This window comes from Streptomyces sp. BB1-1-1 (assembly GCF_031597775.1).
GTDB lineage: Bacteria > Actinomycetota > Actinomycetes > Streptomycetales > Streptomycetaceae > Streptomyces > Streptomyces thinghirensis.
In genome coordinates this window covers 7,096,255-7,122,500 of the sequence record NZ_CP134203.1, presented here as the reverse complement: position 1 = coordinate 7,122,500, position 26,246 = coordinate 7,096,255, and the positions used below count along the sequence as shown (strand labels likewise).

The 26,246-nt window shown below is 72.4% G+C and carries 20 protein-coding genes; 10 read left to right on the top strand and 10 right to left on the bottom strand.

The window, feature by feature from the left end; all coding sequences use genetic code 11:
- Nucleotides 1-280 precede the first annotated feature (280 nt).
- On the top strand, nt 281-730 hold the full coding sequence (locus RI578_RS32625; protein WP_121745818.1) for a PTS glucose transporter subunit IIA: 450 nt from the start codon (nt 281-283) through the stop codon (nt 728-730).
- Nucleotides 731-807: 77 nt separating this feature from the next.
- Nucleotides 808-2,478: a phosphoenolpyruvate--protein phosphotransferase gene (gene ptsP / locus RI578_RS32620; RefSeq protein WP_310874400.1), complete on the top strand. Its 1,671-nt coding sequence runs from the start codon at nt 808-810 to the stop codon at nt 2,476-2,478.
- Between the two features lie 73 nt (nt 2,479-2,551).
- Here ptsP and RI578_RS32615 read toward each other — a convergent pair whose 3' ends face one another.
- Together RI578_RS32615 and RI578_RS32610 are read right to left on the bottom strand one after the other, a co-directional pair.
- A complete protein-coding gene (locus RI578_RS32615; RefSeq protein WP_310874399.1) occupies nt 2,552-3,442 on the bottom strand; it encodes a hypothetical protein in 891 nt (296 codons plus the stop codon).
- Between the two features lie 123 nt (nt 3,443-3,565).
- A complete protein-coding gene (locus RI578_RS32610; protein ID WP_310874398.1) occupies nt 3,566-5,542 on the bottom strand; it encodes an acetoacetate--CoA ligase in 1,977 nt (658 codons plus the stop codon).
- A gap of 213 nt (nt 5,543-5,755) precedes the next feature.
- Between RI578_RS32610 and RI578_RS32605 the strand changes: the two genes are divergently transcribed.
- Nucleotides 5,756-8,113, top strand: a complete 2,358-nt coding sequence (locus RI578_RS32605; RefSeq protein ID WP_310874397.1) for a TIM-barrel domain-containing protein — start codon at nt 5,756-5,758, stop codon at nt 8,111-8,113.
- Here the strand turns inward: RI578_RS32605 and RI578_RS32600 are convergent.
- Both RI578_RS32600 and RI578_RS32595 read right to left on the bottom strand, forming a co-directional pair.
- Nucleotides 8,104-8,640 (bottom strand): NUDIX domain-containing protein, encoded by a 537-nt coding sequence (locus RI578_RS32600; RefSeq protein ID WP_310874396.1) that lies wholly within the window; start codon nt 8,638-8,640, stop codon nt 8,104-8,106. The genes RI578_RS32605 and RI578_RS32600 overlap by 10 nt on opposite strands.
- Before the next feature lie 47 nt (nt 8,641-8,687).
- Nucleotides 8,688-9,497, bottom strand: a complete 810-nt coding sequence (locus tag RI578_RS32595) for a M15 family metallopeptidase (protein WP_310874395.1) — start codon at nt 9,495-9,497, stop codon at nt 8,688-8,690.
- A 149-nt stretch (nt 9,498-9,646) separates the two neighbouring features.
- On the opposite strand from RI578_RS32595, the gene RI578_RS32590 reads away from it, so the two are divergent.
- The 3 genes from RI578_RS32590 to glpK all read left to right on the top strand — a co-directional run bounded on the left by RI578_RS32590 (nt 9,647) and on the right by glpK (nt 14,391).
- Entirely contained in the window at nt 9,647-11,272 is a 1,626-nt protein-coding gene (locus tag RI578_RS32590; protein ID WP_310874394.1) for a GGDEF domain-containing protein, read from the top strand.
- 774 nt (nt 11,273-12,046) lie between these two features.
- On the top strand, nt 12,047-12,796 hold the full coding sequence (locus tag RI578_RS32585) for an MIP/aquaporin family protein (RefSeq protein ID WP_310874393.1): 750 nt from the start codon (nt 12,047-12,049) through the stop codon (nt 12,794-12,796).
- A 68-nt stretch (nt 12,797-12,864) separates the two neighbouring features.
- Nucleotides 12,865-14,391 carry a glycerol kinase GlpK gene (gene glpK, locus RI578_RS32580; RefSeq protein WP_310874392.1) on the top strand — a complete coding sequence of 509 codons (1,527 nt, stop codon included), beginning with the start codon at nt 12,865-12,867 and terminating at the stop codon, nt 14,389-14,391.
- Nucleotides 14,392-14,449: 58 nt separating this feature from the next.
- On the opposite strand, the gene RI578_RS32575 is transcribed toward glpK, so the two are convergent.
- From RI578_RS32575 to RI578_RS32560, 4 genes are all read right to left on the bottom strand, one after another.
- Nucleotides 14,450-15,055 carry an ATP/GTP-binding protein gene (locus RI578_RS32575; RefSeq protein WP_121745828.1) on the bottom strand — a complete coding sequence of 202 codons (606 nt, stop codon included), beginning with the start codon at nt 15,053-15,055 and terminating at the stop codon, nt 14,450-14,452.
- A 106-nt stretch (nt 15,056-15,161) separates the two neighbouring features.
- Complete coding sequence (locus RI578_RS32570; protein WP_210961377.1) at nt 15,162-15,557, bottom strand: DUF742 domain-containing protein; 396 nt, start codon at nt 15,555-15,557, stop codon at nt 15,162-15,164.
- 10 nt (nt 15,558-15,567) lie between these two features.
- The gene (locus RI578_RS32565) at nt 15,568-16,002 is read right to left on the bottom strand and encodes a roadblock/LC7 domain-containing protein (RefSeq protein ID WP_310874391.1); all 435 of its coding nucleotides are present in this window, start codon (nt 16,000-16,002) and stop codon (nt 15,568-15,570) included.
- On the bottom strand, nt 15,999-18,884 hold the full coding sequence (locus tag RI578_RS32560; RefSeq protein WP_310874390.1) for a nitrate- and nitrite sensing domain-containing protein: 2,886 nt from the start codon (nt 18,882-18,884) through the stop codon (nt 15,999-16,001). Before RI578_RS32560 ends, RI578_RS32565 begins: the two co-directional genes overlap by 4 nt.
- 422 nt (nt 18,885-19,306) lie before the next feature.
- Here RI578_RS32560 and RI578_RS32555 point away from each other — a divergent pair, with 422 nt between their 5' ends.
- Nucleotides 19,307-19,891, top strand: a complete 585-nt coding sequence (locus tag RI578_RS32555) for a hypothetical protein (protein ID WP_399062151.1) — start codon at nt 19,307-19,309, stop codon at nt 19,889-19,891.
- 40 nt (nt 19,892-19,931) lie between these two features.
- Here RI578_RS32555 and RI578_RS32550 read toward each other — a convergent pair whose 3' ends face one another.
- Both RI578_RS32550 and RI578_RS32545 read right to left on the bottom strand, forming a co-directional pair.
- The gene (locus tag RI578_RS32550; protein ID WP_310874389.1) at nt 19,932-21,134 is read right to left on the bottom strand and encodes an FAD-dependent oxidoreductase; all 1,203 of its coding nucleotides are present in this window, start codon (nt 21,132-21,134) and stop codon (nt 19,932-19,934) included.
- The gene (locus RI578_RS32545; protein ID WP_310874388.1) at nt 21,131-21,454 is read right to left on the bottom strand and encodes a bifunctional 3-phenylpropionate/cinnamic acid dioxygenase ferredoxin subunit; all 324 of its coding nucleotides are present in this window, start codon (nt 21,452-21,454) and stop codon (nt 21,131-21,133) included. The genes RI578_RS32550 and RI578_RS32545 overlap by 4 nt, the downstream gene beginning before the upstream one ends.
- A gap of 287 nt (nt 21,455-21,741) precedes the next feature.
- Here RI578_RS32545 and RI578_RS32540 point away from each other — a divergent pair, with 287 nt between their 5' ends.
- The 3 genes from RI578_RS32540 (at nt 21,742) to RI578_RS32530 (ending at nt 26,239) form a co-directional block, all read left to right on the top strand.
- Nucleotides 21,742-22,485, top strand: a complete 744-nt coding sequence (locus tag RI578_RS32540; protein WP_310875914.1) for an IclR family transcriptional regulator — start codon at nt 21,742-21,744, stop codon at nt 22,483-22,485.
- 218 nt (nt 22,486-22,703) lie between these two features.
- Nucleotides 22,704-23,789 (top strand): S-(hydroxymethyl)mycothiol dehydrogenase, encoded by a 1,086-nt coding sequence (locus RI578_RS32535; RefSeq protein ID WP_310874387.1) that lies wholly within the window; start codon nt 22,704-22,706, stop codon nt 23,787-23,789.
- On the top strand, nt 23,786-26,239 hold the full coding sequence (locus tag RI578_RS32530; protein WP_310874386.1) for an FAD-dependent oxidoreductase: 2,454 nt from the start codon (nt 23,786-23,788) through the stop codon (nt 26,237-26,239). Before RI578_RS32535 ends, RI578_RS32530 begins: the two co-directional genes overlap by 4 nt.
- Nucleotides 26,240-26,246: the final 7 nt, after the last annotated feature.

Sequence of the window (26,246 nt, the reverse complement as noted above, 5' to 3'; positions counted from 1 at the left end):
GTCCTGCAGGCATGCAGGAGGCGATCCAGCGATAGGATCTGACAAGGTGGGTTCCGCTGGGGCGAGGACGCCTTGCTTCGCGTCACTCAGCCTCAAGCAGGAGTAACAACTGTACACGGAGCCGTGGAACGGGTGCAAATCCGTGGGGACTGTGGTCTAGACCTCTAATCGGAACACTCATGCGGAACCGGTACTTCCTATGACATACCCTGCTGCACAGTGCGCCGTCCGGGACAGGCAGTGACGGCCCGTATACATCTCCGCCCCTGGGAGGCTTCCCATGACCACCGTCTCGTCCCCACTCGCAGGACGTGCCATCGGACTGGCCGCCGTGCCCGATCCCGTCTTCTCCGGGGCCATGGTCGGCCCGGGTACCGCCATCGACCCCGTGCGCGAGCCTTCCGAGGCTGTCGCGCCCGTGGACGGGGTCATCGTGTCGCTGCACCCGCACGCCTTCGTCGTGGTCGACGACAGTGGGCACGGTGTGCTGACCCATCTCGGCATCGACACCGTCCAGCTCAACGGTGAGGGTTTCGAACTGCTGGTGAACAAGGGCGACACCGTCGTGCGCGGGCAGGGCGTGGTGCGCTGGGACCCGGTCGCCGTCGAGGCCGCCGGCAAGTCGCCGGTCTGTCCGATCGTGGCCCTCGAGGCGACGGCCGAGGCCCTCACCGAGCTCCGTGAGGACGGCGAAGTGAAGGCCGGCGAGAGTCTCTTTCTCTGGAAGTGACGTCAGTGCCGTCGCATGACGGCTGATAGGACAACCACCGCGGCGGCGGGACCCGCCGCACTATCGGGACGGGTGAGATGGAGACAACGCTGCGAGGCGTCGGTGTGAGTCACGGTGTGGCGATCGGCGAGGTTCGGCACATGGGGACTGCTGTGCTCGAGCCCCCGGCCAAGCAGATTCCGGCCGAGGACGCGGAGCGCGAGCAGGGGCGCGCCCGCAAGGCCGTGGAGGCTGTGGCGGCCGATCTGATGGCGCGCGGCAATCTGGCGGGGGGCGAGGCCCAGGCCGTGCTCGAGGCGCAGGCCATGATGGCCCAGGACCCCGAGCTCATGGCGGACGTGGAGCGGCGGATCGCCGTCGGCAGCACGGCCGAGCGCGCGGTGTACGACGCCTTCGCCGCGTATCGCGCCCTGCTGGCCGGTGCCGGTGAGTACCTGGCCGGCCGCGTGGCCGATCTCGACGACGTGCGGAATCGTATCGTCGCCCGTCTGCTCGGGGTGCCGATGCCGGGCGTTCCGGACAGCGACGAGCCGTACGTCCTCATCGCGCGGGACCTGGCTCCCGCCGACACGGCGCTGCTGGACCCGACGCTGGTCCTCGGCTTCGTCACCGAGGAGGGTGGGCCGACCAGTCACAGCGCGATTCTCGCGCGGGCGCTCGGTGTGCCGGCCGTGGTGGCGCTTCCCGGCGCCGGTGAGCTGCCCGAGGGCACGGTCGTCGCCGTGGACGGCAGCACCGGTGAGATCTTCGTGAACCCCACAGCCGAGAAGAAGGGGCAGCTGGAGGCGGAGGCGGCCGAGCGCAAGGCGGCGCTGGCCGCGTCGACGGGACCGGGTGCGACCTCGGACGGTCACAAGGTGCCGCTGCTCGCGAACATCGGGGGTCCCGCGGACGTGCCCGCGGCGGTCCAGGCCGGGGCGGAGGGCGTCGGTCTCTTCCGTACCGAGTTCCTCTTCCTCGACGACAGCGAGAACGCGCCGTCGGAGGAGAAGCAGGTCACCGCCTACCGGCAGGTGCTGGAGGCGTTCCCCGAGGGCCGGGTCGTCGTGCGCGTCCTGGACGCCGGCGCGGACAAGCCGCTGGACTTCCTGACTCCGGGCGACGAGCCGAACCCGGCGTTGGGCGTGCGAGGGCTGCGGACGCTGCTCGACCACCCGGACGTGCTGCGCACGCAGCTGACGGCGCTGGCGAAGGCGGCGGAGGGGCTGCCGGTCTACCTCGAGGTCATGGCTCCCATGGTGGCGGACCGGGCCGATGCCAAGGCGTTCGCGGACGCGTGCCGCGAGGCCGGGCTGCGGGCGAAGTTCGGCGCGATGGTCGAGATTCCGTCCGCCGCGCTGCGGGCGCGCTCGGTGCTGCAGGAGGTCGAGTTCCTGTCGCTGGGGACGAACGACCTCGCGCAGTACACCTTTGCCGCCGACCGTCAGGTGGGTGCGGTGTCCCGGCTGCAGGATCCGTGGCAGCCGGCGCTGCTCGACCTGGTCGCGCTGTCCGCGGAGGCGGCGAAGGCCGAGGGCAAGAGCTGTGGCGTCTGCGGTGAGGCCGCGTCGGACCCGCTGCTGGCGTGTGTGCTGACGGGTCTGGGCGTCACCTCCCTGTCCATGGGTGCGGCGTCGCTTCCCTATGTCCGGGCGACGCTGGCGAAGTTCACGCTGGCGCAGTGCGAGCGTGCCGCGGCGGCCGCCCGGGCGGCGGACAGCGCCGAGGAGGCGCGGAACGCCGCTCAGGCGGTGCTGTCCGGCGAGTAGGTCCGGGCGGGTCTGCCACCTGTCATTGCCGGTGCGGGGCGTTCCACCTTCGGGTGGGGCGCCCCGCACGCGTTCAGTGGTGGTGTCCCGGTGGCAGGTGGTCGTCTCCGAGGTCGGGCGGTGCGCAGTAGTCGACGTTGGATTCCGGGGAGATGAGGTCGCCGGATTCGACGTCCGTGCAGTAGGCGTCGAAGACCTCACCGGCGGTGAGGGGTTCGAGGCCGTATCCCCGCAGGCGCCAGCCGTGGATGCGGTCCGGGCCGCTCGGGGGGCTGATCCGCATGACGAGTCCGCCGGGGCTGTGGGTGGCGAGGCCGAGGGCGAGGACGCCGGTGAACTCCAGGGCCTCGGCCTCGTCGATGTGCGGGGTGCCGTCGATGTCCTCGTCGGCGTGGAGGACGGAGAGGAGGGTTTCCGGGGAGCCCGTGACGCTGCACACCAGGTGCCGGTCGCCCGGTGGCGCCGTTTCGAGAACGCGGCGGAGGAGGCGCGAAGCCCGGGCGAAGGCGGCTCGGCCGAGGTCCTCGCCGCAGGTGGCGCAGCTGCCGAGGCGGGCGAGCAGGTTGGAGGCGTACTCCCAGGTGGCCTGGCGGACGGCTTCGTCGACGAGAGCCGGGAGGAGGTCGGCGAGGGGCTGGCCCTCGTACGGCACGGTCGGTCCGCCGGCGGCGAGTTCGGCGGTGAACCGGGTGCGGCTGGCGGGGGCGTCGGGGTCGAGGCCTGCGGCCGAGCAGAAGTCGGCGTACTCCTCCGGGTCGAAGAGGGCGACGGTGGTGTGGGTGCCCTGTGCCGCGCGTGCCCTGAGCAGGGATTCCACCTGGTGGAGATAGGTGGCGTGGTCGTCGAAGGTGAAGCTGCGGTAGCGCCGCATGGCGCGGAAGTCGTGTTCGTCGGTGAGCAGTCCGATGGTGCCGGCGATTTCCCGGCGCAGGACGCGTCGCGTGGTCTGGTCGGTGTGCGCCATGTTTCCCCCTGTGCGCAGTCGATCAATGCTCACTCACAGTAACCGGCGGCACTGACAACGGCGTCGGGGTAGGCGCGCGGGCCGGCCGCCGTCGGGGGGGCGGCCGGCCCGTAGAGGGCCTGGTCAGGTGCGTTTGCGGGCCAGGTCCTCGTAGAAGTGGAGGAGGTCGAGGTTGTCGATGGAGCCGGGGTTGACGGCCTTCTCCAGCGGGGTGCCCTGGAGGAGTCGCTTGACCGGGACCTCGATGCGTTTGCCGGTCAGGGTGTGCGGGATGCCGGGTACTTCGATGACCTCGTCGGGGACGTGGCGCGGGGAGAGCTGTTCGCGGATGGTCCCCTTGATGCTGGACAGGAGGGCGTCGTCGAGGACGGCTCCGGGGGCCAGGTGCACGAACAGGGGCATCCAGTAGCCGCCGTCCGGCTGCTCGACGCCGATGACGAGGGATTCCCTGATCTCCGGCAACCGCTCGACGGCCTCGTAGATGTCGGCCGAGCCCATGCGGACGCCCTGCCGGTTGAGGGTGGAGTCGGAGCGGCCGTGGATGACGACGGAGCCGCGGGAGGTGACGGTGATCCAGTCGCCGTGCCGCCAGACGCCGGGGTAGGTGTCGAAGTAGCTGTCGTGGTAGCGGCTGCCGTCGGGGTCGTTCCAGAAACGGATCGGCATCGAGGGCATGGGGTTGGTGACGACGAGTTCGCCGACCTCGTCGGTCAGTGGGGTGCCGCTGGGGTCCCAGGACTGGAGGTCGGTGCCGAGGCCGGGGGCCTGGAGTTCGCCGATGTACACCGGGAGGGTGGGGACGGCGCCCGCGAAGCAGGAGCACACGTCGGTGCCGCCGCTGACGGAGGCGATCCACAGGTCCGCCCCGCTCTCCGCGAACTCGTCGTGCAGCCAGCGGAAGCCGTCGGGCGGGAGCGGGGAGCCCGTGGTGGCCACGCACTGGACCTGGGACAGGTCGTGGTCGCGGGCGGGGTGCACGCCGGCCTTGCGGCAGGCCATGACGTAGGCGGCCGAGGTGCCGAAGAGGGTGGCCCCGGTGCGTTCGGCGATGCGCCACTGGGCTCCGGTGTCCGGGTAGCCGGGGCTGCCGTCGTAGAGGACGATCGTGGTGCCGGTGAGCAGGCCGGAGACAAGGAAGTTCCACATCATCCAGCCGGTGGACGTGTACCAGAAGAAGCGGTCCTCGGGGCCGAGGTCGCAGTGCAGCCCGAGCTGTTTGAGGTGTTCGACCAGGATGCCGCCCTGGGACTGGACGATGGCCTTGGGCAGGCCGGTGGTGCCGGAGGAGTAGAGCACCCACAGGGGGTGGTCGAAGGGCACCTGCTCGAAGACGGGGTCCGTGTCGGCGGACGTCAGCGTCGCCCATTCCAGCGCGCCCTCGGGGGTCTCGGTGCCGAGGAGGGGGATGTGGACGACGGCGCGCAGGGTGGGCAGTTCGCGGCGGAGTTCGGCGACGGTGTCGCGGCGGTCGTGTTCCTTGCCGCCGTAGCGGTAGCCGTCGACGGTGAACAGGACGACGGGTTCCACCTGCTGGAAGCGGTCGAGGACGCTGCGGGCGCCGAAGTCGGGGGCGCAGGACGTCCAGACACCGCCCACGGCGGCGGTGGCGAGGAAGGCGACCACGGCCTGGGGGATGTTCGGGAGGTAGCCGCTGACGCGGTCGCCGGGGCGGACGCCGAGGGCGCGTAGTTCGGCGGCGAGGGAGCCGACCTGGCGGCGCAGCTCGGCCCAGGTGACGGGGCTCGGTTCGTGGGTCTCGTCGACGTACAGGAGGGCCGGTTCGTCCGCGCGGGTGGCCGCCGCGCGCAGGGCGTGTTCGGCGTAGTTCAGGGTGCCGCCGGGGAACCACTGGGCGCCGGGCATGGTGCGGTCGCCCAGCACGCGCGCGTAAGGGGTCGAGAAACGTACGTCGAACCATTCCGTGACGGCTTGCCAGAAGGTGGTCGGCTCGTCGACGGACCAGCGGTGCAGTGCGGCGTATCCGCCCTCGGCGGGGGCGCCGTGGTGCTCGGCTGCCCAGGTCTGGAACCTGGTGATCCGGGCCTGGGCGATGCGCTGGGGATCTGGCTGCCAGAGCGGCTGGGGGTTCTCGGTCGACATGGGGCGGCTCCCGGACTGTGCGCGTCGTGTGCGTCCTCCGCGCACGGGCTGGGGTGTGCGCGTGACGCGGCTGACACGGACGATGCCACGTGATCGACTTCTACACCAGGGCGCGCCCCACATAGTCGCTGTCGTGAAGATGTGGTCCCGTCACGGGTGAACGGCAGTTGAACGACGCCCGCGCGGGAGGTGGTCGGTGGCAGGGTGAGCAGCATGGACGGTCGTGACCTGGTGCGTTCGATGAAGGCGGTCGGTTCTGCGGGGGCGGCGCAGGGGTTGCGTACCGTACGGGCGGCGTGGCGCAGGCGGCAGGCCGACGCCGCGGGGCTGCCGCCGCGGGGTGCGGAGCGTGCGCGGGTGCCGGGTCCGATGCAGGAGGTGGAGCCGGGGCCCGGGGGCGGTGTCGTCCGGTTCAGCCGTTCGGAGCTGCGCGTCCTCGTCGCTGTGAACGGGGCCGTGTTCTGGGGCTGGGACGGAGCCGGGCCGGAGCCGTCGTACGCGTTGGCGGGCCGCTGTCCGGAGCCGGATCCGCGGGCGGTGCTGGAGCCGGACAAGGACGGCGGCTGGCGGGTGGTGGCCGAGCGGGCGACGGTGGCCGTCTCCCGGCACGGCGCGATCGAGGTCCGTACGCCCGGGGGCGTGGTGCTGCGCCGTGAGCTGCCGCCCCGCTGGTGGGAGCCGGTCGGCGGCGGTCCGGCGCGGTGGACGCAGCGGTCGGAGGTCGCGGCGGACGCCCGGTTCTTCGGGCTCGGCGGGCGGGCCGCGGGTCCTCGGCTGCGCGAGGGCACGTACCGGCTGTGGAACACCGGTCCCGGCCTGCCGTTCGCTCCGGGTGAGGACCCGTTGTCCGTCACGATGCCGGTGCAGCTGGTGGTGGCCGACGCGGGGACGCATCTGGTGTTCCACGACAGTTCGTGGGACGGCACGGTGGTGTTGCGGGAGGGCGAGGAGGGCGCGGGGTCCGGTCATGACCGGCCCGGGCGGAGTGTGCTGCGGATGGACGGCGGTCCGCTGCGGTGCTGGGTGACGGTGGGCACCCCCGCGCGCGTGCTGCTCGCCTGGGCCTCGCTGACCGGGGCGCCCGCGCTGCCGCCCGCGTGGGCGCTCGGTCACCATCACGCGCGGTCGGGTCCAGGCGACGAACAGGAGGTGCGGCGGATCGTCGCCGGCCATCAGGAGCGTGGTCTGCCGCTCGACGCCGTTCACCTGGACGTCGACCATCTCGACGGCCGGCAGGTGTTCAGCGTGGACGAGGAGCGGTTCCCGAAGCTGCCCGTCCTTGCCGAGGAGCTGCGGCGCGACGGCGTCCGGCTGGTGTCGGTCGTGGGTCCTGCCGTCCCGGCCGCGCCCGGCAACGCCGTGTACGACGGCGGGACGAGCGAGGACGTGTTCGTGCGGGACGCCTCCGGGCGGGTCGTCCGGGGTGTGGGGTGGCCCGGGGACGTGGTCTTTCCGGACTTCACACGCGCGCGTGTGCGTGAGTGGTGGGGCGGGCTCTACGAGGAGCGGCTCGGGCAGGGGTTCGCGGGATTCTGGCACGACCTGGACGAACCCACCTCGTTCGCCGCGTTCGGGGAGGCGACGCTGCCGCGTTCGGCCCGGCACTACTTGGAGGGGCGGGGCGGTGACCACAGGGAGGCGCACAACGTGTACGCCTTGGGTATGGCCCGCGCCGGTTACGAGGGGGTGCGGACGCTCGCGCCCGAGGAGCGGCCGTTCGTCTTCTCGCGCTCCGGGTGGGCCGGGATGCAGCGCTACGGCGGCGCGTGGTCCGGGAACGTGGCCACGGGGTGGCCGGGGCTGCGGGCGTCGTTGTCGCTGGTGATGGGGCTCGGGTTGTGCGGGGTGCCGTATGCGGGGCCGGATGTGGGCGGGGCCGGCGGGAGTCCGTCTTCGGAGCTGTATCTGCGGTGGTTGCAACTGGCTGCCCACCTTCCGCTGTTCCGCACGCGCGGGGCGCCGTGGGAGTTCGGTGCCGAGGTGCTGGAACACGCGCGCGTGGCGCTCGTCGAGCGGCGGCGGCTGCTGCCGTACTTCGTGACGCTGGCGCATCTGGCCCGGCGCACGGGTGCGCCGTATGTGCGGCCGCTGTGGTGGTCGACGCCGGAGGAGCGGGCGTTGCGGGACTGCGAGGACGCCTTCCTGCTGGGCGACTGTCTGCTGGTGGCTCCGGTGCTGGATCCGGGGGCGGACCGGCGGGCGGTGCAACTGCCGCGCGGACGCTGGTACGACGTGGTGACGGAGCGGGCGTACGAGGGACCGGCGCAGGTTCTCGTCGATGCCCCTCTGGCGCGGATTCCGGTGTTCGCGCGCGCGGGAGCCGTGCTTCCGGTGCGCGGGGAGGACGGCGGGCCGGTGCTGGAGGTGTGGGCGCCCGCGCGGGGGCGGACCGGCGGTGGTCTGGTCGTGCCGGACGCGGGCGACGGCTGGGCGGAACCGGAGATCGAGCGGTACGTCTCGCGTTGGGAGGGGGGTCGGGTGGTCGTGGAGCGGGAGGGCGAGGACGGCGTGGGCGAGCCGTCCCGCCCGGTCCGTGTCCGTGGGCTCGTGGAGCGCTCGGCTCAGATGTAGCGGCCCTCGAACCAGGCCCGCACGGCTCGGGTGTGAAGGGGGAAGGCGAGTTCCTCGGCCCTGCGCAGCGGGTGCCATCCCTCGGTCTCGTGCGTGGCGGCGGACAGCGGGAGGCCTTCGGCCGACCGCTCGGGGAGCAGCCCGAAGAGCAGGAGGTGGCCGTCGGGCGAGCTCATGGCGTCGACGAGGCGTACGTCGCGGCTCGCCGCGTCGATGCCCGTCTCCTCCTTGAGTTCCCGGACGACGGCCTGCCGCCAGTCCTCCCGGTCGTCGACGTAGCCGCCGGGCAGTGCGACGCCGCCGCGCGCGGGGGCCACGGTGCGGGTGATGACCACCAGGGCGGTGCCCTGCGTGTCGTACACGGGCTGGAGGGCGACCGCGACCGGCAGCGGGTTGCGGTAGGCCACGGTGCCGCACGCGGGGCAGGTGCGGGGCCAGCCGGAGACGCCCTCTCCGTAGAGCGTTCCGCAGCTCGAACAGTGGGAGCCGGGCCCGGAGTCGGGAGCGGAGGTTTCAGTATCGAACACGCGGCGGACTGTATCCGATTCTGGAGGGGGCGGCTCCGGCCGGCGGCTCAGCGGCGGCCGGCGAGCGACTTCGCGGAGACCGGGAAGTCGAAGTAGGTGTCCGGGTAGGGCTCGGGCTTGTAGGTGAAGTGCCACCACTCCTCGGGGAGGTTCACGAGGCCGACGTCCTCAAGGGTGTTCTTGAGCAGCAGCCGGTTGGCGCGCTGGGCGCCCTGGATACGGGGGTCGAGGGTGTGTGAGCGGGTGTCGAAGCAGTCGTAGCCGGTGCCCATGTCGACGGAGTTGTCGGGGAAGCGCTCGTCCTGGGGCGCGAAGCAGGGCACCAGGGGCTGCCCGGGGCGGTGGGGCCGGGTCGGCTTCGCCGGGAGCTTCACGAGGGTGAGGTCCACGGTCGAGCCGCGGCTGTGGCCGGACTTCTCGGCGATGTAGCCGTCCGCGAAGAGGCGCGTCTTGTCGACCTCCGGGTAGAACTCGGCCTTCATCCTCTGGTCGTCGAGGTCCTCGGCCCAGCGGACGAAGTGGTCGACGGCGCGCTGCGGCCGGTAGCAGTCGTACACCTTGAGGGAGTAGCCCTGGCGCAGCAGCCGGGTCTGGGCCCGGTGGAGGGCTTCGGCGGCGGGGCGGGTCAGGATGCACAGGGGCTGCCGGTATCCGTCGACGCGCTCGCCGACGAAGTTGTGCGCGGTGGTGTAGCGCATGTCCTGGATGATCGTGGGGGCGACGCTTCTCAGAGCCACGAAGTCCGCCGGGGCCTTCGGCTCCGGTTCGGCCTGGGCGGTGGCGGGGGCGGCCGTTACGGCGAGCAGGGCGGCGAAGGTGGTGGCCAGGCCGCGGAGCGTGGTGGAGAGTCGTGTCATGTTCCCTGCATCTATCAGGAGTGGGCTCCGCGGGGGAAGTGGGCGGGTCGGCGACTCGGCGTCCGTACGCTCCGGGAGCGCGTCGGAATCCTGCGTGAACGTCGCGTGAACTGGGCCCGGGCGGGTGCCCGTGGCGCCATTCTGCTCCCGTGCGCTCCTGGACGGACACTCTCCGCTTCGCCTTCCAACCGGTGGTCAATCTGCTGACCGGCGGGGTCGCGGCGCTGGAGATACTCGCCCGCCCGGAGACCGGCGACATCCTGGCCGAGGCGCGCCGCGACCCCGAACTCGACGGCCGGCTGGTGGTGGCGGCGTTCCGCGCGGCGGTGCGCAAGGAGACGCTGCTGCCGTTGCACGTCAACGTGTTCGCGGGCACGCTCGCCGACCTCGGTGGCCTGCAAGGACTGCACGACGCGGTGCGGGAGGCGGGGCGGATGCCGTGGGAGGTGACGGTCGACGTCTGTCCGCCGTACACGCATGTGCCGCGGCAGGCCCTGCTGGAGGCGGTGAGCGCGTTGCGGGGCCAGGGGTTCCGGGTCTGTGCGGACGGGGTCGGTGACGGGGACGCGCCGCTGCGGCTGCTGACGGATCTGGCGCCGGAGCTGGTGAAGCTCGACGCGTCGTTGCTGGCCCGGCCGGCGGCCGTACGGGCGATGCGGGTGCTGTGCGACGAGTTGGGCGCGCTGCTGTCCGTCGAGGGCGTCGAGACGGAGTCGCAGTGCGCTGCCGCGCGGGCGGCCGGGGCGCAGTTGGCGCAGGGGGAGTTGTTCGCGCCGCCCGCGCGGCTGCCGTCGGCGGACGTGTACGTTCCGCCCGGCTCCCCCGTCGTCGTGCCGGCACCGCGTTCGGGGCCCTCGGTACGGCAGTTCGTACGGCCGGCCGCGTTGCTGCCCGCGACCGCCTCGGCGGGGCAGGTGCGGGCGCTGCTGACCGGGGCGCCGGACGTGTCCGGGGTGCTGCTCGTGGACCGGAACGGCGTCCCTGTGCGGTCGGTGCACCGCTCCCGCTTCCTGCTGTCGATGTCGGGGCGCTACGGGCACGCCCTGTACGCCGACCGGCCCGCCGCGAAGCTCGGCGACCCGCCGCGGACGGTGGGTGTCGACGCGACGGCCTGGGAGGTGCTGGACGTGGTCGCCGTCGGCGGCCGGGGCCGCACGTCGGACGACGTGGCCGTGGTCGACGTGTCCGGGCGGTGTGTCGGCGTCGTGCGGCTCGCGGACCTCGTGCGGGCGCTGGCCGAGAACCGGGTGGAGGAGGCGGCCGGGCTCAATCCGCTGACCCGGCTGCCCGGTTCGGACGCGATCACGGGAGAGGTGGACCGGCGGATCGCGGACGGGCGGGCGTTCGCGCTGAGCTGGCTCGATGTGGACCACTTCAAGCAGGTCAACGACGGGGCCGGGTTCGCGGCGGGCGACGAGCTGATCCGGGCGGTCGGGCGGGCGCTGGCACAGACGGCGGCGGGGTCCGCGCGCGTGGGGCACATCGGCGGTGACGACTTCCTGGTGCTCACCGACCCGGAAGGGCTGGATCCGCTGGCCGCCTCCGTGCTGGACGTGCCGTGGTCGGCCGGCGGGCGGCCCGTGACGCTGTCGTTGGCGACGGTCCTGTGCCCACCGGGCAGTGTGCCGGACCACCGGCAGGCGGCGGCCTGGCTGGCTCCGCTGAAGAAGGCCGCGAAGGGGCTGCGCGGGGCGAGTTGGGTGCTGGGCCGGGCGGGCGCGCCGGGGCACGAGGTCCGACGCGGCTCGGACCGGGCGACGGCGACGGCGGGGTGACGCGGGCGGCTTCGGCAACGACGCGGGGGCGCCCTCGGCGGCACGGACGCGGGGGCGCCCTCGGCGGCACGGACGCGGGGGCGCCCTCGGCGGCGCCGATGCGGGGGCGCCCTCGGCGGCACGGACGCGGGGGCGCCCTCGGCGGCGCCGATGCGGGGGCGCCCTCGGCGGCACGGACGCGTGGGCGCCGGGAGGGGCGGCGCCCTGGGTGGTGAGGGGCGGCGTCGACGAGTCCGAGGTGCAGGGGGCTTGTTCGCCGGCACGCGCGCGTGCGGAGGCTGTTCGTCGGCACGCGCGCGTGCATGCGGTGTTCACCGGCACGCGTGGCACCGACCGCTAAGGCGCCACGAGCGCCCGGGGTGCGGGACGCTGTCCGCCCGCACCCGCGCGCACGCGTAATTCACCGACACGCGTGCGCACCGATCGCTGCGGCGCTACGAGCGCCCGTCGGCAACCACCATCCAGGGACGCCCGCGCGCACCCGTGCCGTGCGTGTTGTCCGGCAGGGTCCCGAAACGTTGCGGTCGGCCACCTTGACGCTCCCTGGGTGCCGGTGAACACTTCCGGTGTCAGTCGACATCGCCATACATCTCGGCGTATTCCGGCACTGCGTCGCGCGGGCACTCCTGTGCTTCGAGGCCCACTCCCCCACGGGCGGTTCGGCTGCTACGGCACGCTCGTCACTCACGCCCCGCGGCGGAGGCCGCCGGGGGAGACGTACCCCGCACAGGAGGACCGGGGCCGATCGCCCCGGGCCAGGGCCTAGGAGCCGCCATGAGCAACGGAGACATCTTCGTCGGCGAGATCATCGGTACCGCGATCCTCATCCTCTTCGGCGCGGGTGTCTGCGCCGCCGTGACTCTGAGGTACAGCAAGGCGCGGGCGTCGGGGTGGGTGGTGATCGCGTTCGGCTGGGGGTTCGGTGTGCTGGCGGGCGCCTACACCGCCGCCCCGCTCTCCGGCGGGCATCTCAATCCCGCCGTCACCCTCGGGATCGCCGTCGACACCGGCGAGTGGGGCAAGGTCTGGGTCTACGTGCTGGGGCAGTTCGTCGGCGCGATGATCGGTGCCGTTCTGTGCTACCTCACGTACTTCGCCCAGTTCCAGGCCAACGTCCGCAAGACCGGCACCACCGAGGGCACGGCGGACGAGCCGGTTCCGACGCTCGGCATCTTCTCCACCGTCCCGGAGATCCGGCACCCGGTCGCCAACCTGGTCACCGAGATCATCGCGACCGTCGGGCTCGTCCTGCCGATCCTCGCCTTCGGACTGACCGAGGGCCTCGGCGAGTCGGGGACGCTGGTGCTGATCGTGTCGCTGCTCGTCGTCGGGATCGGCCTCTCCCTCGGGGGGCCGACCGGCTACGCCATCAACCCCACCCGTGACCTCGGCCCGCGCATCGTGCACACCTTCCTGCCGATCCCGAACAAGGGCACCTCCGACTGGGGTTACGCCTGGATCCCGGTGGCCGGCCCGCTGATCGGCGGGGCGCTCGCCGGGCTCGTCTACAACCTGGCCTTCTGAACGGCCCACCAGAGCCGTCGCCTCCGCGTCGTCTCCGCAGTCCTCTGAATCCAGCCCAAGGGGTAGCCATGACGGACCACTCCACGAAGTACGTCGCCGCGATCGACCAGGGCACCACCTCGAGCCGCTGCATCATCTTCGACCAGGACGGCGCGATCGTCGCCGTCGACCAGCGCGAGCACCGCCAGATCTTCCCCAAGCCCGGCTGGGTGGAGCACGACGCCACCGAGATCTGGTCCAAGGTCCAGGCCGTGGTCGCCGGGGCGCTCGCGGGCGCCGGGCTGCGCGCCGACCGGCTCAGCGCGCTGGGCATCACCAACCAGCGCGAGACGACGGTCCTGTGGGACCGCGCGACCGGCAAGCCGGTGCACAACGCCATCGTGTGGCAGGACACCCGTACCTCCGCGCTGTGCCGCCAGTTGGGCGGCACGGACGGGCAGGACCGTTTCCGCGAACAGACCGGCCTGCCACTGGCCAGCTACTTCTCCGGGCCCAAGGCGGCCTGGCTGCTCGACAACGTGCCCGGTCTGCGGGCCCGTGCCGAGCGCGGTGAGATCGCCTTCGGCACCATCGACTCCTGGCTGATCTGGAACCTGACCGGCGGCACCGACGGCGGGCGGCACGTCACCGACGTGACCAACGCCGGGCGCACCATGCTGATGGATCTCCGGTCCCTTCAGTGGGACCCCTCCATTCTCTCGGCGATGAACATCCCCGAGGCCGTACTGCCCGAGATCAGGTCCTCCGCCGAGGTGTACGGCACCGCGGTCGGCCACTTGGCCGGCGTTCCCGTGGCGTCCGCCCTGGGCGACCAGCAGGCAGCCGTGTTCGGGCAGGCCTGCTACGACGTCGGCACGGCGAAGAACACGTACGGCACGGGCAGCTTCCTGCTGCTCAACACCGGTGACCGGCCCGTACCGTCGAAGAGCGGGCTGCTGACCACCATGGGGTACAAGATCGGTGACGAGGCGCCCGTCTACTGCCTGGAAGGGTCGATCGCCATCACCGGGGCCCTGGTCCAGTGGTTCCGCGACCAGCTCGGCATCATCCGCAGCGCCGACGAGATCGAACCGCTGGCGGCGAGCGTCGCGGACAACGGGGGCGCGTACATCGTGCCCGCCTTCTCCGGACTGTTCGCGCCGTACTGGCGCTCGGACGCGCGCGGGGTCGTCACCGGGCTCACCCGGTACGTCACGAAGGCGCATCTGGCGCGCGCGGTGCTGGAGGCGACGAGCTGGCAGACGCGCGAGGTCGTGGACGCCATGTACCAGGACTCGGGGGTGCGCATCACGACGCTGAAGGTCGACGGCGGCATGACGAAGAACAATCTGCTGATGCAGCACCAGGCGGACGTGCTGGGTGTGCCGGTGATCCGGCCCCGGGTGTCCGAGACGACCTGTCTGGGTGCCGCGTACGCGGCCGGACTGGCCACCGGTGTGTGGAACGGCCTCGACGAACTCAAGACGCACTGGCAGCGGGACGTCGAGTGGGCGCCCGCCATGGAGGCGTCGGTGCGGGACCGCGAGTACCGCAACTGGCGCAGGGCCGTGGAGAAGAGCTTCGGCTGGATGGAGGACGGCGACGGGGACGCCTAGGCGCCGGGCAGGCTCGGGGGGCACGCGCGCGTGGGTGTCGTCGCCGTGCCCCGAGCCGTCAGGTGGTGACGACCCTGCGGCGGTCCGCCGCCTGGGCCATGGCGTGCTGGACCACGCCGATGAGGACCTCCTTGACCGACTCCCGGTCACGCGCGTCGCACATCACCAGGGGTACGTCGGCGTCGAGATCGAGGGCCTGGCGGACGGTCTCGGCCGGATAGCGGGCCGATCCCTCGAAGCGGTTGACGCCGACGACGAACGGGATGGAGCGGCGTTCGAAGTAGTCGACGGCGGCGAAGCAGTCCTCCAGGCGGCGGGTGTCGGCCAGGACGACGGCGCCGAGCGCGCCCTCGGAGAGCTCGTCCCACATGAACCAGAACCGCTCCTGGCCGGGCGTGCCGAAGAGGTAGAGGACCAGGTCCTCACGCAGGGTGATCCGTCCGAAGTCCATGGCGACGGTGGTGGTGTGCTTGCCCTCCACACCGCTGACGTCGTCCACGGGCCGCCCGGCCTCGGTGAGCAGTTCCTCGGTGCGCAGCGGTCTGATCTCGCTGACCGCGCCGACGAGCGTGGTCTTGCCGACGCCGAAGCCGCCGGCCACCAGGATCTTGAGCGTGACGGGCTCGACCGGCGGCTTGCCGCGCTGAGAACGCCCGAAGATCATCGATCTCTTCTCCTTAACGCACCACTTGCAGTGCCGCTTGCCGTGCCGCTTGACGTGCCGCTTGACGTGCCGCTTGACGTGCCGGTCGTAGTACCCGGAGGCCGCTTCACAGTGCCCTCAGTCCACTGATCACATCGCGCAGAATGTCCTCGTCCGGCAGTTCGGCCGGGGGCACGGGCCGGTTCACGTGGACGAGTTCGATGTCCACGAGGTCTCCGACCAGGACCCGTACGACCCCGATGGGCAGGTCGAGTTCGGCGGCGAGTTCGGCGACCGACTGCGGGGTGTCCCGGCACAGCCCGACGATGTCCACGTGCTCCGGGGAGAGCGTGACGTCCGCCTCCGGGTCGTCCGCGTGGGGTTCCGTGACGACCACCGCGATGAGGTCGAGGCGGTGCTGGGCCGCGCTGCTGGTGCGGCCACGCGTCATGGCGTACGGACGGACGACGGGTCCGGCCTCGTCGTCGAACCAGTGGTTTCTTCCCTGACCGTCTGCGCTCATGTCATCCCACTTACCCGCCCGAGGGCAGATCGGTGCGCGGAGCGGTGCCCAGGTGCACGCCGACCCGCTTGACGAGGAGGGTCATCTCGTAGGCGACCTGGCCGACGTCGGAGTCGGCGTCCGACAGGACGGCCAGGCAGCTGCCGTCGCCGGCGGCCGTGACGAACAGGAAGGCGTCGTCGAGTTCGACGACCGTCTGCCGGACGCTGCCCGCCTCGAAGTGACGGCCCACGCCCTTGGCGAGGCTGTGGAAACCGGACGCCACGGCGGCCAGGTGTTCGCTGTCCTCCCGGGTCAGGTCCTTGGAGGCCCCGGTCGCCAGACCGTCGCCGGACAGGACGACGGCTTTGCGGATGCTCGCGACACGGTCCACCAGGTCGTCGAGGAGCCAGTTGAGCTCCCCGGACCTGGTCGAGGTGTGGCCGGTCGCCTTCGGTGCGGTCATCGACCGTCCCCCTTATTCGTTCCTTGTGGTGCTTGTGGTGCTGTGCCGCCGGGGACGTCGTCCCCCTCGGCGTTCTCCTCGCGGCCGCGCTGCCAGCCGCGCTGGAGCGAGGCCATACGGCTGCGTACTTCCTCGGCGTCACGGTCGGCGGGATCGGAGCGGTCCTCGGCGGGCGGTTCGGGGCTCTGCCTGAGCTGGGGGGCCAGGTTGGCCTGCCGTACGCGCCGGGGCAGCGCGCCCGTGCCGGGCCCGGCGGCGTCCGGGGTACTCCCCGGGGCCCCCGGGACGCCGGGTGTGCGGCCGGCGCGGCGCGCGCGGTCCTCGCCGTCGTCGGACGTGAAGCCCCCGCGCTCGGGAGACGCGCCGCGACGGCGGGCCGGGAGCGACGGCAGTCCCTCGTCAGGGGCATCGCCACGGCCGTCGGCGCCGTCGTCGATTCGTTCCGGGCGACGGCGGCGGGTGGGCAGGGCGGGCGGCTCGGCCGGTCGTGAGCGCGGGTCGGTCCTGCCTTCCGCGCGCTCGGCTCCTGCCGGGGGCGCCTCGTCCGAGGTGTCCCGGGCGGCCCGTTCCGGTACCGGACGCCCGTGCGAGCTGACCAGCTTGGGGGTCCGGCGACGGGGCAGCGCGACCGGCGCGTTCACCTCGTCCTCCTCCTCGCGCTGGAGCGCATCGCCCGTGTGGCCGAGGTCCTGACGTCGCCGTTCGCCGCGGCGGGCCTCCTGGTCGTCGTCAGCCGCCACGAGGGAGCGGCGCGGGCGGAACAGGCCACCCCGTTCGCTGTCCTCGTCGCCGAGCCCGCCCGGCAGGTCGTCCAGGGCGTCCAGGTCGACCGGCGCCTCGAGTTCGACCGGCCCGTCCAGCAGCGTGGCCGGGCGGCCCGGCAGCCGTGCGGGCACGTGGGCAAGGGCGGAACGGCGGCTCTCCTCCCGCTCCTTCTCCTTGACGTGCTGGGGACGGTCCAGGCGGAAGCCGACGCCGTTGGTGTCCGGGGCGTCGTCCGTGAGCAGCGCGTCGGGGACGAAGACGACCGCGGTGGTGCCGCCGTACGGGGAAGGCTGGAGGGACACCCGGACGTTCTGCCGCTGAGCGAGCCGGCTGACGACGAACAGGCCGAGCCGGTCGGTGTCGGACAGCTCGAACTCCGGTGTCTCGGCGAGCCGCAGGTTGGCGTCGAGGAGGGCGTCGGCCGCCATGCCGAGGCCGCGGTCGTGGATCTCCAGGGTGAAACCGTTGGCGACGCGCTCGCCCATGACCTGCACGGCGGTGTGCGGCGGCGAGAACACCGTGGCGTTCTCCAGGAGTTCGGCCACGAGGTGGGTGAGGTCGGCGACGGCCGGTCCGGTGACGGCGATGCGGGGCAGCCGGCGGACCTCGATGCGCTCGTAGTCCTCGACCTCGGCGACGGCGGCCCGGACCACGTCCATGAGCTGGACGGGCTTGCGCCACTGCCTGGACGGGGCGGCGCCGGAGAGGATGACCAGGCCCTCCGCGTGCCGGCGCATGCGGGTGGTCAGATGGTCGAGGCGGAAGAGGTCGGCCAGTTCCTCGGTGTCCTCGGTGCGGCGCTCCATGGTGTCGAGCAGGGTGAGCTGCTTGTGCAGCAGCACCTGGCTGCGGCGGGCGAGGTTGACGAACACCTCGGAGACGCCGGCCCGGAGTTCGGCCTGCTTGACGGCGGCTTCCACGGCGGCACGCTGGAGGGTGTTCAGCGCCTGGCCGACCTCGCCCATCTCGTTCTTGTCGTACTCCAGGCGCGGCACCTCGGTCTCCACGTCCACCTGTTCGCCCGCCGAGAGGCGGCGCATCACGCTGGGCAGGCGGACACCGGACGCCTCGTGGGCGTCCAGGCGCAGTTGCCTGAGATCGCGGATGAGGGAGCGGCCGACGCGTACGGACAGGAAGAGCGAGAACAGCAGGGCGATCAGGCCGAGGGCGCCGGCGACGACCACCTTGGCGATGGTGTTCATGGCGACCGGGTCGACCCGGTCCTGGTAGCGGTCGGCGGCGTGGTCGTCCAGCGCGCCGAGTTCGTCGAGCACGCCGCCGGCGGCGGTGTCCCAGCTCTTGGCGGTGACGCCGCGGGGCGGGCCGGCCGCACCGGCGACGGCCGCCTCCTCGGCGACGCGCAGGGGCGCGGAGGCGGCGTTCTTCCAGAAGCGCTGGTACCGCCCGCGTTCGGCGGCGGGCAGCAGCGGGAGGTTGATGTCGTACATCATGGTGCGCTGGGCCACGAGGTCGGAGACGTCGCGTATCTCGCCGCGGGTGAGCCGGCCGGTGACCAGGGCGGAGCCGAGGAGGGCGTCCTCGCGGGAGAGCAGCTCGCGGGCGCGGGAGACGTTGACGAGGGCGCGGTACTGCTTGTCCAGGCTCACGTCGTCGACGACGTGGAGGTTGGCGAGCAGTTCGTGACAGGGGTCGACCAGGCGGTTGTAGAGGCCGAGCGCCTGCGCGCGGTCGACGGTGCCGTCCTCGACGCTGCGGCGCAGCGAGCCGATGCCGTCGAAGGCGTCCAGGACGGCGGTGAGCCGCTCCTCCTCGGCCTGGCCCAGCGCGTCGCGTACATCGGCGTTCGCGGCGTTGCCGCGGATCTCGGCAATGGCCTCGTCGGTGGCGGTGCGGCTGCGCTCGAGGGCGGAGAGCCCGTCGGAGGCGCGCGGGTCGGCGAGGTGGACGAGGGTCTGGCGGCGTTCCTGCTGGAGGACACGGACGGTGTCCTCGACCGGGTAGCCGATCTCCTCGACGACCGTCGAGACGCTGAACAGCCGGCCCGCCTCGCGTCCCGTCAGGACCGTGGCGAAGGCCCAGATCGCGGTCAGCGACACCAGCGGCACGAGGAGCAGCGCCACGATCTTCCGGCGGATCGACTTCCCGCGAAAGCGCATGGCCTCCCCCAGCTCGACCCCCACTGGCAGGGGGTACACATGTACGTCAACAAACGGCGCGAGCCTACTACCGACGGACAGGTAACTCGAAGACCCGTCCGGAGGCCGAACCTTCGCACCGGGGTCCGGCGATGGCCAGTTGTCCGGTCATTGGGGGAGATTCCCTCCCGGGATCCGGCGGCGGCCGGGACGGAGCACCCTTCCGGTCTGGCGGGCGGATTGGCCGAAATTTTTCGACTGTGCCGGATTCCCGGGAATCTTGAGGGCTGGTCGTTCGTCATTCACTACGGGAAATGGAGGCGGAATCGGCCACAGGAGCCGCATCCCGCCCCCGGGCGGCGTAAAGCAGCGCAAGCCGGGCAGCCAGAGGGGAGCCGTGTCTTCCGGCACGGACGAGCTGTCTGCTGGCGGTGGGGAGTGACATGTTGATGGGCACGGCGGAGCGGCGCAGGGCGCCCGAGGACGGCGGTGCGGCCGAATCGACGGCCCGTTCGGTTGCCGAGGCGCCGGATCGCGACATTCCGGCGGCCGGGCCGGACACGCCGGCACGTAAGCGTCCGGAGCGGTCGGAGGGGCGGGAGGCGCGGGAAACGCCGGAAGCGCGGGAGCAGTCGGCCTACCGGCCGTTGTGGACGGAGGAGCCCGCGCGGCGACGCCGTCTGCCGGATCCGGTGCGTACGGCGGCCGTGCGCGCGGTGCTCGTCGTCGCCGTGACGCTGATAATGGCGATGGTGGCCTTCCTGTGCACGATGGCGGGGTCCTGGCTGGCGTTCCCCATGGTGATCGGCAGCGTGGCGGGCACGGTTGTGGCCACGTGGGGCGTGCTGGACGTCTGGGTGACGCGGCAGGTCTGGAATCAGCGGCACGGCGTGGTGTCGATGCCGAGCAGCACCGCGCGGGCCATGCGCCGCGAGCGCCGGCGGGCCAGGCGGCGGGCCCGGTCCGCGGAGCGGGTCCAGGAGCGGATACGCCGGCGGGGCGGCGCGGGGCAGTTGTCGCACCCCTGAGCGGCCGGGTGAAGGGCCGGGCTCCGACAGTGGCCACCCTTCACAGCGCCGCCGACCGAACTCGGCCACCCGTCGGCTGCTCCCGCTCGGCGCGGACCAGTTCGCGTCGGGCCCGCATGAAGGGGCGTGGGCGGTCCACGGAGAGCACCGCGGTCGTACGGCCGTCTCGTTCGTACAGGGCGAGGAAGCCGTCGTCGGCCGGGGCGCCGTCGGCGACCACGCCCTCGACGATGCGGACGGTGTCTCCCTCCCGGCGCCGGCCGGCGAACTGGAGGCGGGCTCCGTACTGGTCGGACCAGAAGTACGGCACCGCCGTCGCGCATTCCACGGTGCGTCCGGCGAGCAGGTTGGCCACGGCCACCCGGGGCTGCTCCGTGGCGGAGGTCCAGTGTTCCGCGCGCGTGCCCCCGACACGGGCCACGTCGCCGACGGCGACCACCCGCGGCAGCGACGTCACACAGCCGTCGTCGCAGAGGACGCCGTCGTTCAGCACCAGCGCCGAACCCGCCAGCCAGGCGGTGTTGGGTGTGGCGCCGATGCCGACGATCACGATGTCGGCGGGCAGATTCCGGCCGTCGGAGAGTGCCACCGAGGTCACCGCGACCGTGCCGCGCAGTGCGGCCACGGACGCGCCGGTGACGAGTTCGACACCCCCGCGGCGGTGCAGCGTGGCACACACGGCGGCCATCTCGGCGCCGAGTTGGGGCACCAGCGGGAGCGGGGCGGCCTCGACGACGGTGACGGTGTGACCGAGGACGGCACACGAGGAGGCGGTCTCCGCGCCGATGAAGCCGCCGCCGATCACGACGACCCTGCGCGGGCCGCGGGTGAGTTCCGCACGCAGGGCGCGGGCGTCGTCCAGGGTACGCAGGGTGTGGACGCCGGCGAGGCCGTCCCCCGGAAGACGCCGGGCCGAGGCACCGGTGGCGACGACGACGCCGTCGGTGGACACAGTGCGGCCGTCATCGAGCAGCACGGTTCGGCCGCGGGCGTCCAGGCCGCGGGCACGGACCCCGAGCAGCCACTCGGCGTCCAGCTCGGCGGTCTCCTCGGCGTCGGTGAGCGCGAGTTGGTCCTCGTCGGCCCGCCCGGTGAGGAAGTCTTTGGAGAGGGGCGGCCGGTCGTAGGGGCGGTGGGGTTCGTCGCCGACGATCACCAGCCGGCCGTCGAACCCCTGGGCGCGCAGTTCCCGGGCGGCATGGAGGCCGGCCAGCGAGGCGCCGACGACGGTCACGGTCCTCATGCGGCGCTCCCCTCCTCCGCGGCAAGATCGACGTGCACGACACCCTCGTGGATGGTGACCCGGTGGGTCCGGACGGGCCTGCGGGCCGGGAGGCAGGTCGGCCGGCCGGTGCGGAGATCGAAGGACGCGGCGTGCAGCGGGCATTCGATCAGGCAGCCCTCCAGCCAGCCCTCGGAGAGGGAGGCGTCCTGGTGGCTGCACGTGTCGTCGATGGCGTAGAGATCACCGTCGTCGGTGTGGAAGACGGCGATCGGCGGACTCGTCCCGACCCGGGCGGACTCGCCCTTGGGGAGGTCTTCGAGGCGGCAGACGGGAATCATGGGCTCCCCTCTCGGTCCGGAACCCGTGTACCGACGGGTGCGGGGACGCGTACCCTTCCGGGATCCGGACGCTTCGGTAACATGATGTTTCACATGGCGCACTGGAGAGCGCTATGCGCAACAGAATCCGGGGCGGGCGCCCGTGGCGTCAAGGGCTTCCCGCAGATGCGGTCCGGACGGGGCCGCCAGGTGGTGAGAGTTGAGCCATGACCCGCACACAGAAGCAGCCCGACCATGGTGAGGACCGCGTGGAGAACAAGCAGGTGGGCAGAGGGGCGGCGAGCAGCGTGCAGTCGGTGGACCGCGCCGTGAGCGTGCTGGAGATCCTCGCCCGGCACGGCGAGGCGGGCGTCACGGAGATCGCCGACGAGCTGGACGTGCACAAGTCCACCGCCTTCCGGCTGCTCGGCGTGCTGGAGAACCGCGGCCTGGTGGCCCAGGAGAAGGAGCGGGGCAAGTACTACCTGGGTGCCGGCGTACTGCGCCTCGCGGGGGCGGCGGCAGTGCGCCTGGACATCTCGCAGGAGGGCGTGCCCGTCTGCCGCGAACTCGCCGACGAACTCGGCGAGACGTCGAACATCGCCGTGCTGGACGACGACGCGGCGGTCAACGTCATGCAGGCCCGCGGCACCGCCTCCGTGACGGCACAGAACTGGCTCGGTCGGCGCACCCCGCTGCACGCCACCGCCAGCGGCAAGGTGCTCCTCGCCCACCTGCCGACCACGCTGCGCGAGGGCCTGCTGGCCCGCCCGCTGCACCGGTTCACCGAGCACACGGTCACCGGCGCGGCGGTGCTGCGCGGCGAGTTGGACACCGTGACCGAGCAGGGTTACGCGATCACGCAGGAGGAGCTGGAGATCGGGCTCGCGGCCGTGGCGGCGCCCGTCCGTTCCCACGACGGCAAGGTGATCGCCTCGATCAGCGTCTCGGGTCCGGTGTACCGGCTGACGCCGGAGCGGCTGCCCGACCTGGCGAAGCGCACGCTGGCGGCGGGCGTCGAGCTGTCCCGCCGTATGGGCTACGGCTGCTGACCCGGACCGGACGCGCGACGGCGCGGGACCGGAGGAATCCGACTGGATTCCTCCGGTCCCGCGCCGTCGCGCGTCGGGCGGATTTCGGCCCCCGCGCCTCCCCTCGCTCCTTTTGCCAAGGGTTGGCCCGTACCTCTTGACGGCCGCTCGGCGGCGTTCTCACTATGTTCCTCATAGCGCAACCCATCGTGCAATGCGCAACAGCAGAGGAGCTTGTCGTGCCACACGAGGTCCGTGCCGTAGTCGCTGTGAAGAAGGGCGCACCGGTCGAGGTGCAGACGATCGCCGTCCCGGACCCGGGGCCGGGCGAGGTGCTCGTCGCGGTACAGGCCTGCGGGGTCTGCCACACGGATCTGCACTACCGCGAGGGCGCGATCACGGACGACTTCCCTTTCGTGCTCGGCCATGAGGCGGCCGGCACCATCGAGGCGGTCGGCGAGGGAGTCACCGATCTTCAGCAGAGCGACTACGTGGTGCTGGCCTGGCGGGCGCCCTGTGGCGGCTGCCGTTCCTGCCGACGCGGCCGCCCCTGGTACTGCTTCGACTCCCGCAACGCCGCACAGCCGATGACACTGCTGGACGGCACCCCGCTGACCAGCGCGCTCGGTATCGGCGCCTTCGCCGAGAAGACGCTGGTCGCGGCGGGCCAGGCGGTGAAGGTCGATCCGGCCGCGCGCCCCGAGGCGGCCGGCCTGATCGGCTGCGGCGTGATGGCCGGTTACGGCGCCGCCGTCAACACCGGGAATGTGGGCCGTGGCGACTCGGTCGCCGTCATCGGCTGCGGCGGCGTCGGCAACGCGGCGATCGCGGGCGCCGCCCTCAACGGCGCCATGAAGATCATCGCGGTCGACGTGGACGGCCGGAAACTGGACCGGGCGGAGCGGTTCGGCGCCACGCACACCGTCGACTCCCGTGGCACGGACCCCGTCGAGGCGGTCCGCGCCCTCACCGACGGCCACGGCGTGGACATCGCGATCGACGCGGTGGGGCACCCGGAGACCTTCCGCCAGGCCTTCTACATGCGCGACCACGCGGGCGTGCTGGTCCAGGTCGGCGTGCCCACGCCGGAGACGGCGGTCGAACTGCCGCTCATCGACGTGTTCTCGCGCGGCGGCGCGATCAAGTCCTCCTGGTACGGCGACTGCCTGCCGAGCCGCGACTTCCCGTTCCTCATCGACCAGTACCTGTACGGGCTGCTGGACCTGGGCGCCTTCGTCTCGGAGACGACCTCGCTGGACCGGGTGGAGGAGGCGTTCGCCAAGATGCACCGCGGCGAGGTACTGCGCTCGGTGGTGGTCCTGTGAGCGCCCCCGGCAGCCGCCCCTCCCCCCGCGTGGTCGTCATCGGCGCCGGCATCGTCGGCTGCTCGCTCGCCGACGAACTGACCGCCCGCGGCTGGAACGACGTCACCGTCCTCGAACAGGGCCCGCTGCCCGCCCCCGGCGGCTCGACCTCGCACGCGCCCGGCCTCGTCTTCCGGACCAGCCCGTCCAAGACGCTCACGGCGTTCGCCCAGTACACCGTCGAGAAGTTCACCTCCCTCGAATCGGACGGCCTGCCCTGCTTCCAGCCGGTCGGCGGCCTGGAGCTGGCCACCACCCCGGAACGCCTCGCCGACCTGCACCGCAGGGCCGGTTACGCCGCGGCATGGGGTGTGCGCGGCGAGATCGTCGACGCCGCCCGGTGCCAGGAACTCTGGCCGCTTCTCGACGCCTCGGTGGTGCTCGGCGGCTTCCACACCCCCGGGGACGGCCTGGCCCGCGCCCTGCACGCGTCCCGCGCCCAGTTGGACCGCGCCACCGCACGGGGCGCCCGCTTCCTGGACCGGCACACGGTCACCGACATCGAGCGGCGGGACGGCAGGGTCACGGGGGTCGTCACGGACCGAGGCGTCTTCCCCGCCGACCACGTGGTCTCCGCGGCCGGATTCTGGGGCCCGGTCGTCGGCCGCATGGCCGGTGTCGACGTCCCCCTGCAACCGCTCGCCCACCAGTACGCGCGGACCGGACCACTCCCGGATCTGAGCGGCGCCACCGCGGAGGCCTCGAAGCCGATCCTCCGCTTCCAGGACCGCGACCTGTACTTCCGGGAGCACACCGACCGCCTGGGCATCGGCTCCTACGCCCACCGTCCGCTGCCCGTGGACCCGTTCGCCGTCCCCGCCTACGACGAGGCCCGCGACCGGAACATGGAGATGCCCTCGTCCTACCCCTTCACCCCGGACGACTGGGCGCCGAGCTGGGAGGACTGCCGTCGGCTGATGCCCGCCCTGCGCGAGGCGGAGATCGAGTCGGGCTTCAACGGGGTCTTCTCCTTCACCCCGGACGGCATGCCCGTCCTCGGCGAGTCCCGCGCGCTGCGGGGCTTCTGGCTGGCGGAGGCCGTCTGGGTCACCCACTCGGCCGGGGTCGCCAAGGCCGTCGCCGAGTGGATGGTCAACGGGCGGCCGACGCTCGACGTGCACGAGTGCGACCTCACGCGTTTCGAGGAGGCGCAGCGTTCACCGGCGTACATCCGTGAGCGCGGCTCTCAGCAGTTCGTCGAGGTGTACGACGTCCTCCACCCCCTTCAGCCGATGGAGCGCCCCCGCCCGCTCAGGGTCAGCCCCTTCCACTCACGGCAGGAGCGGCTCGGCGCGTACTTCCTGGAGGGCGGCGGCTGGGAACGCCCGCACTGGTACGAGGCCAACGCCGAACTCGTCGAAGGCATCACGCTTCCCGACCGCGACGCCTGGTCGGCCCGCCACTGGTCCCCGATCGCGGCCGCCGAGGCGCGGGCGACGCGCGAGAAGGTCGCCCTGTACGACATGACCCCGCTGCGCCGCCTGGAGGTCACCGGCCCCGCAGCCCTCGACTTCCTCGACCGCATGACCACCAACAACCTCCGCAAGAAGCCGGGCGCGGTCACCTACACGCTCCTCCTCGACGACACCGGAGGCATCCGCTCCGACCTCACCGTCGCCCGCCTCGCCCCCGACCGCTTCCAGGTCGGCGCCAACTCCCCCGCGGACCTCGACCACCTCCTGCGCCACGCGCCCGACGGAGTGCACGTCCGGGACATCACCTCCGGCACCTGCTGCGTCGGCGTCTGGGGCCCGCTCGCCCGCGACCTCGTCCAGCCGCTGACCCCGGACGACTTCTCGCACGAGGCGTTCGGCTACTTCCGCGCCAGGGAGACGTACGTCGGCCATGTCCCGGTCACGGCCCTGCGCCTGAGCTACGTCGGTGAACTCGGCTGGGAGCTGTACACCACCGCCGACCTGGGGCTGAGGCTCTGGGACACGCTCTGGGAGGCGGGCCGGGAACTCGGCGTGGTCGCGGCCGGGCGTTCCGCCTTCAACTCCCTGCGCCTGGAGAAGGGTTACCGGGCCTGGGGCACCGACATGACCGACGAGCACGGCCCGTACGAGGCGGGCGTCGGCTTCGCGGTCCGCATGGACAAGGCGGACTTCGTCGGCAGGGCCGCGCTGGAACGCGCGGGCGAACCGGCCCGGCGCCTCACACCCCTCCTCCTCGACGACCCGGCCGCCGTGGTCCTCGGCAAGGAACCGGTCCACGTGGACGGCACACCCGCCGGTTACGTGACCAGCGCCGCGTACGGCTACACGCTCGGCCGCTGCGTCGCGTACGCCTGGCTCCCGGCCGGTCTGACCGCCGGCACCGGCGTGCACGTGGAGTACTTCGGCGAGAAGGTGCCCGCCACGGTCGCCGACGAGCCGCTGTTCGACCCGAAGATGACCCGCATCCGCCGCTAGGACGGCC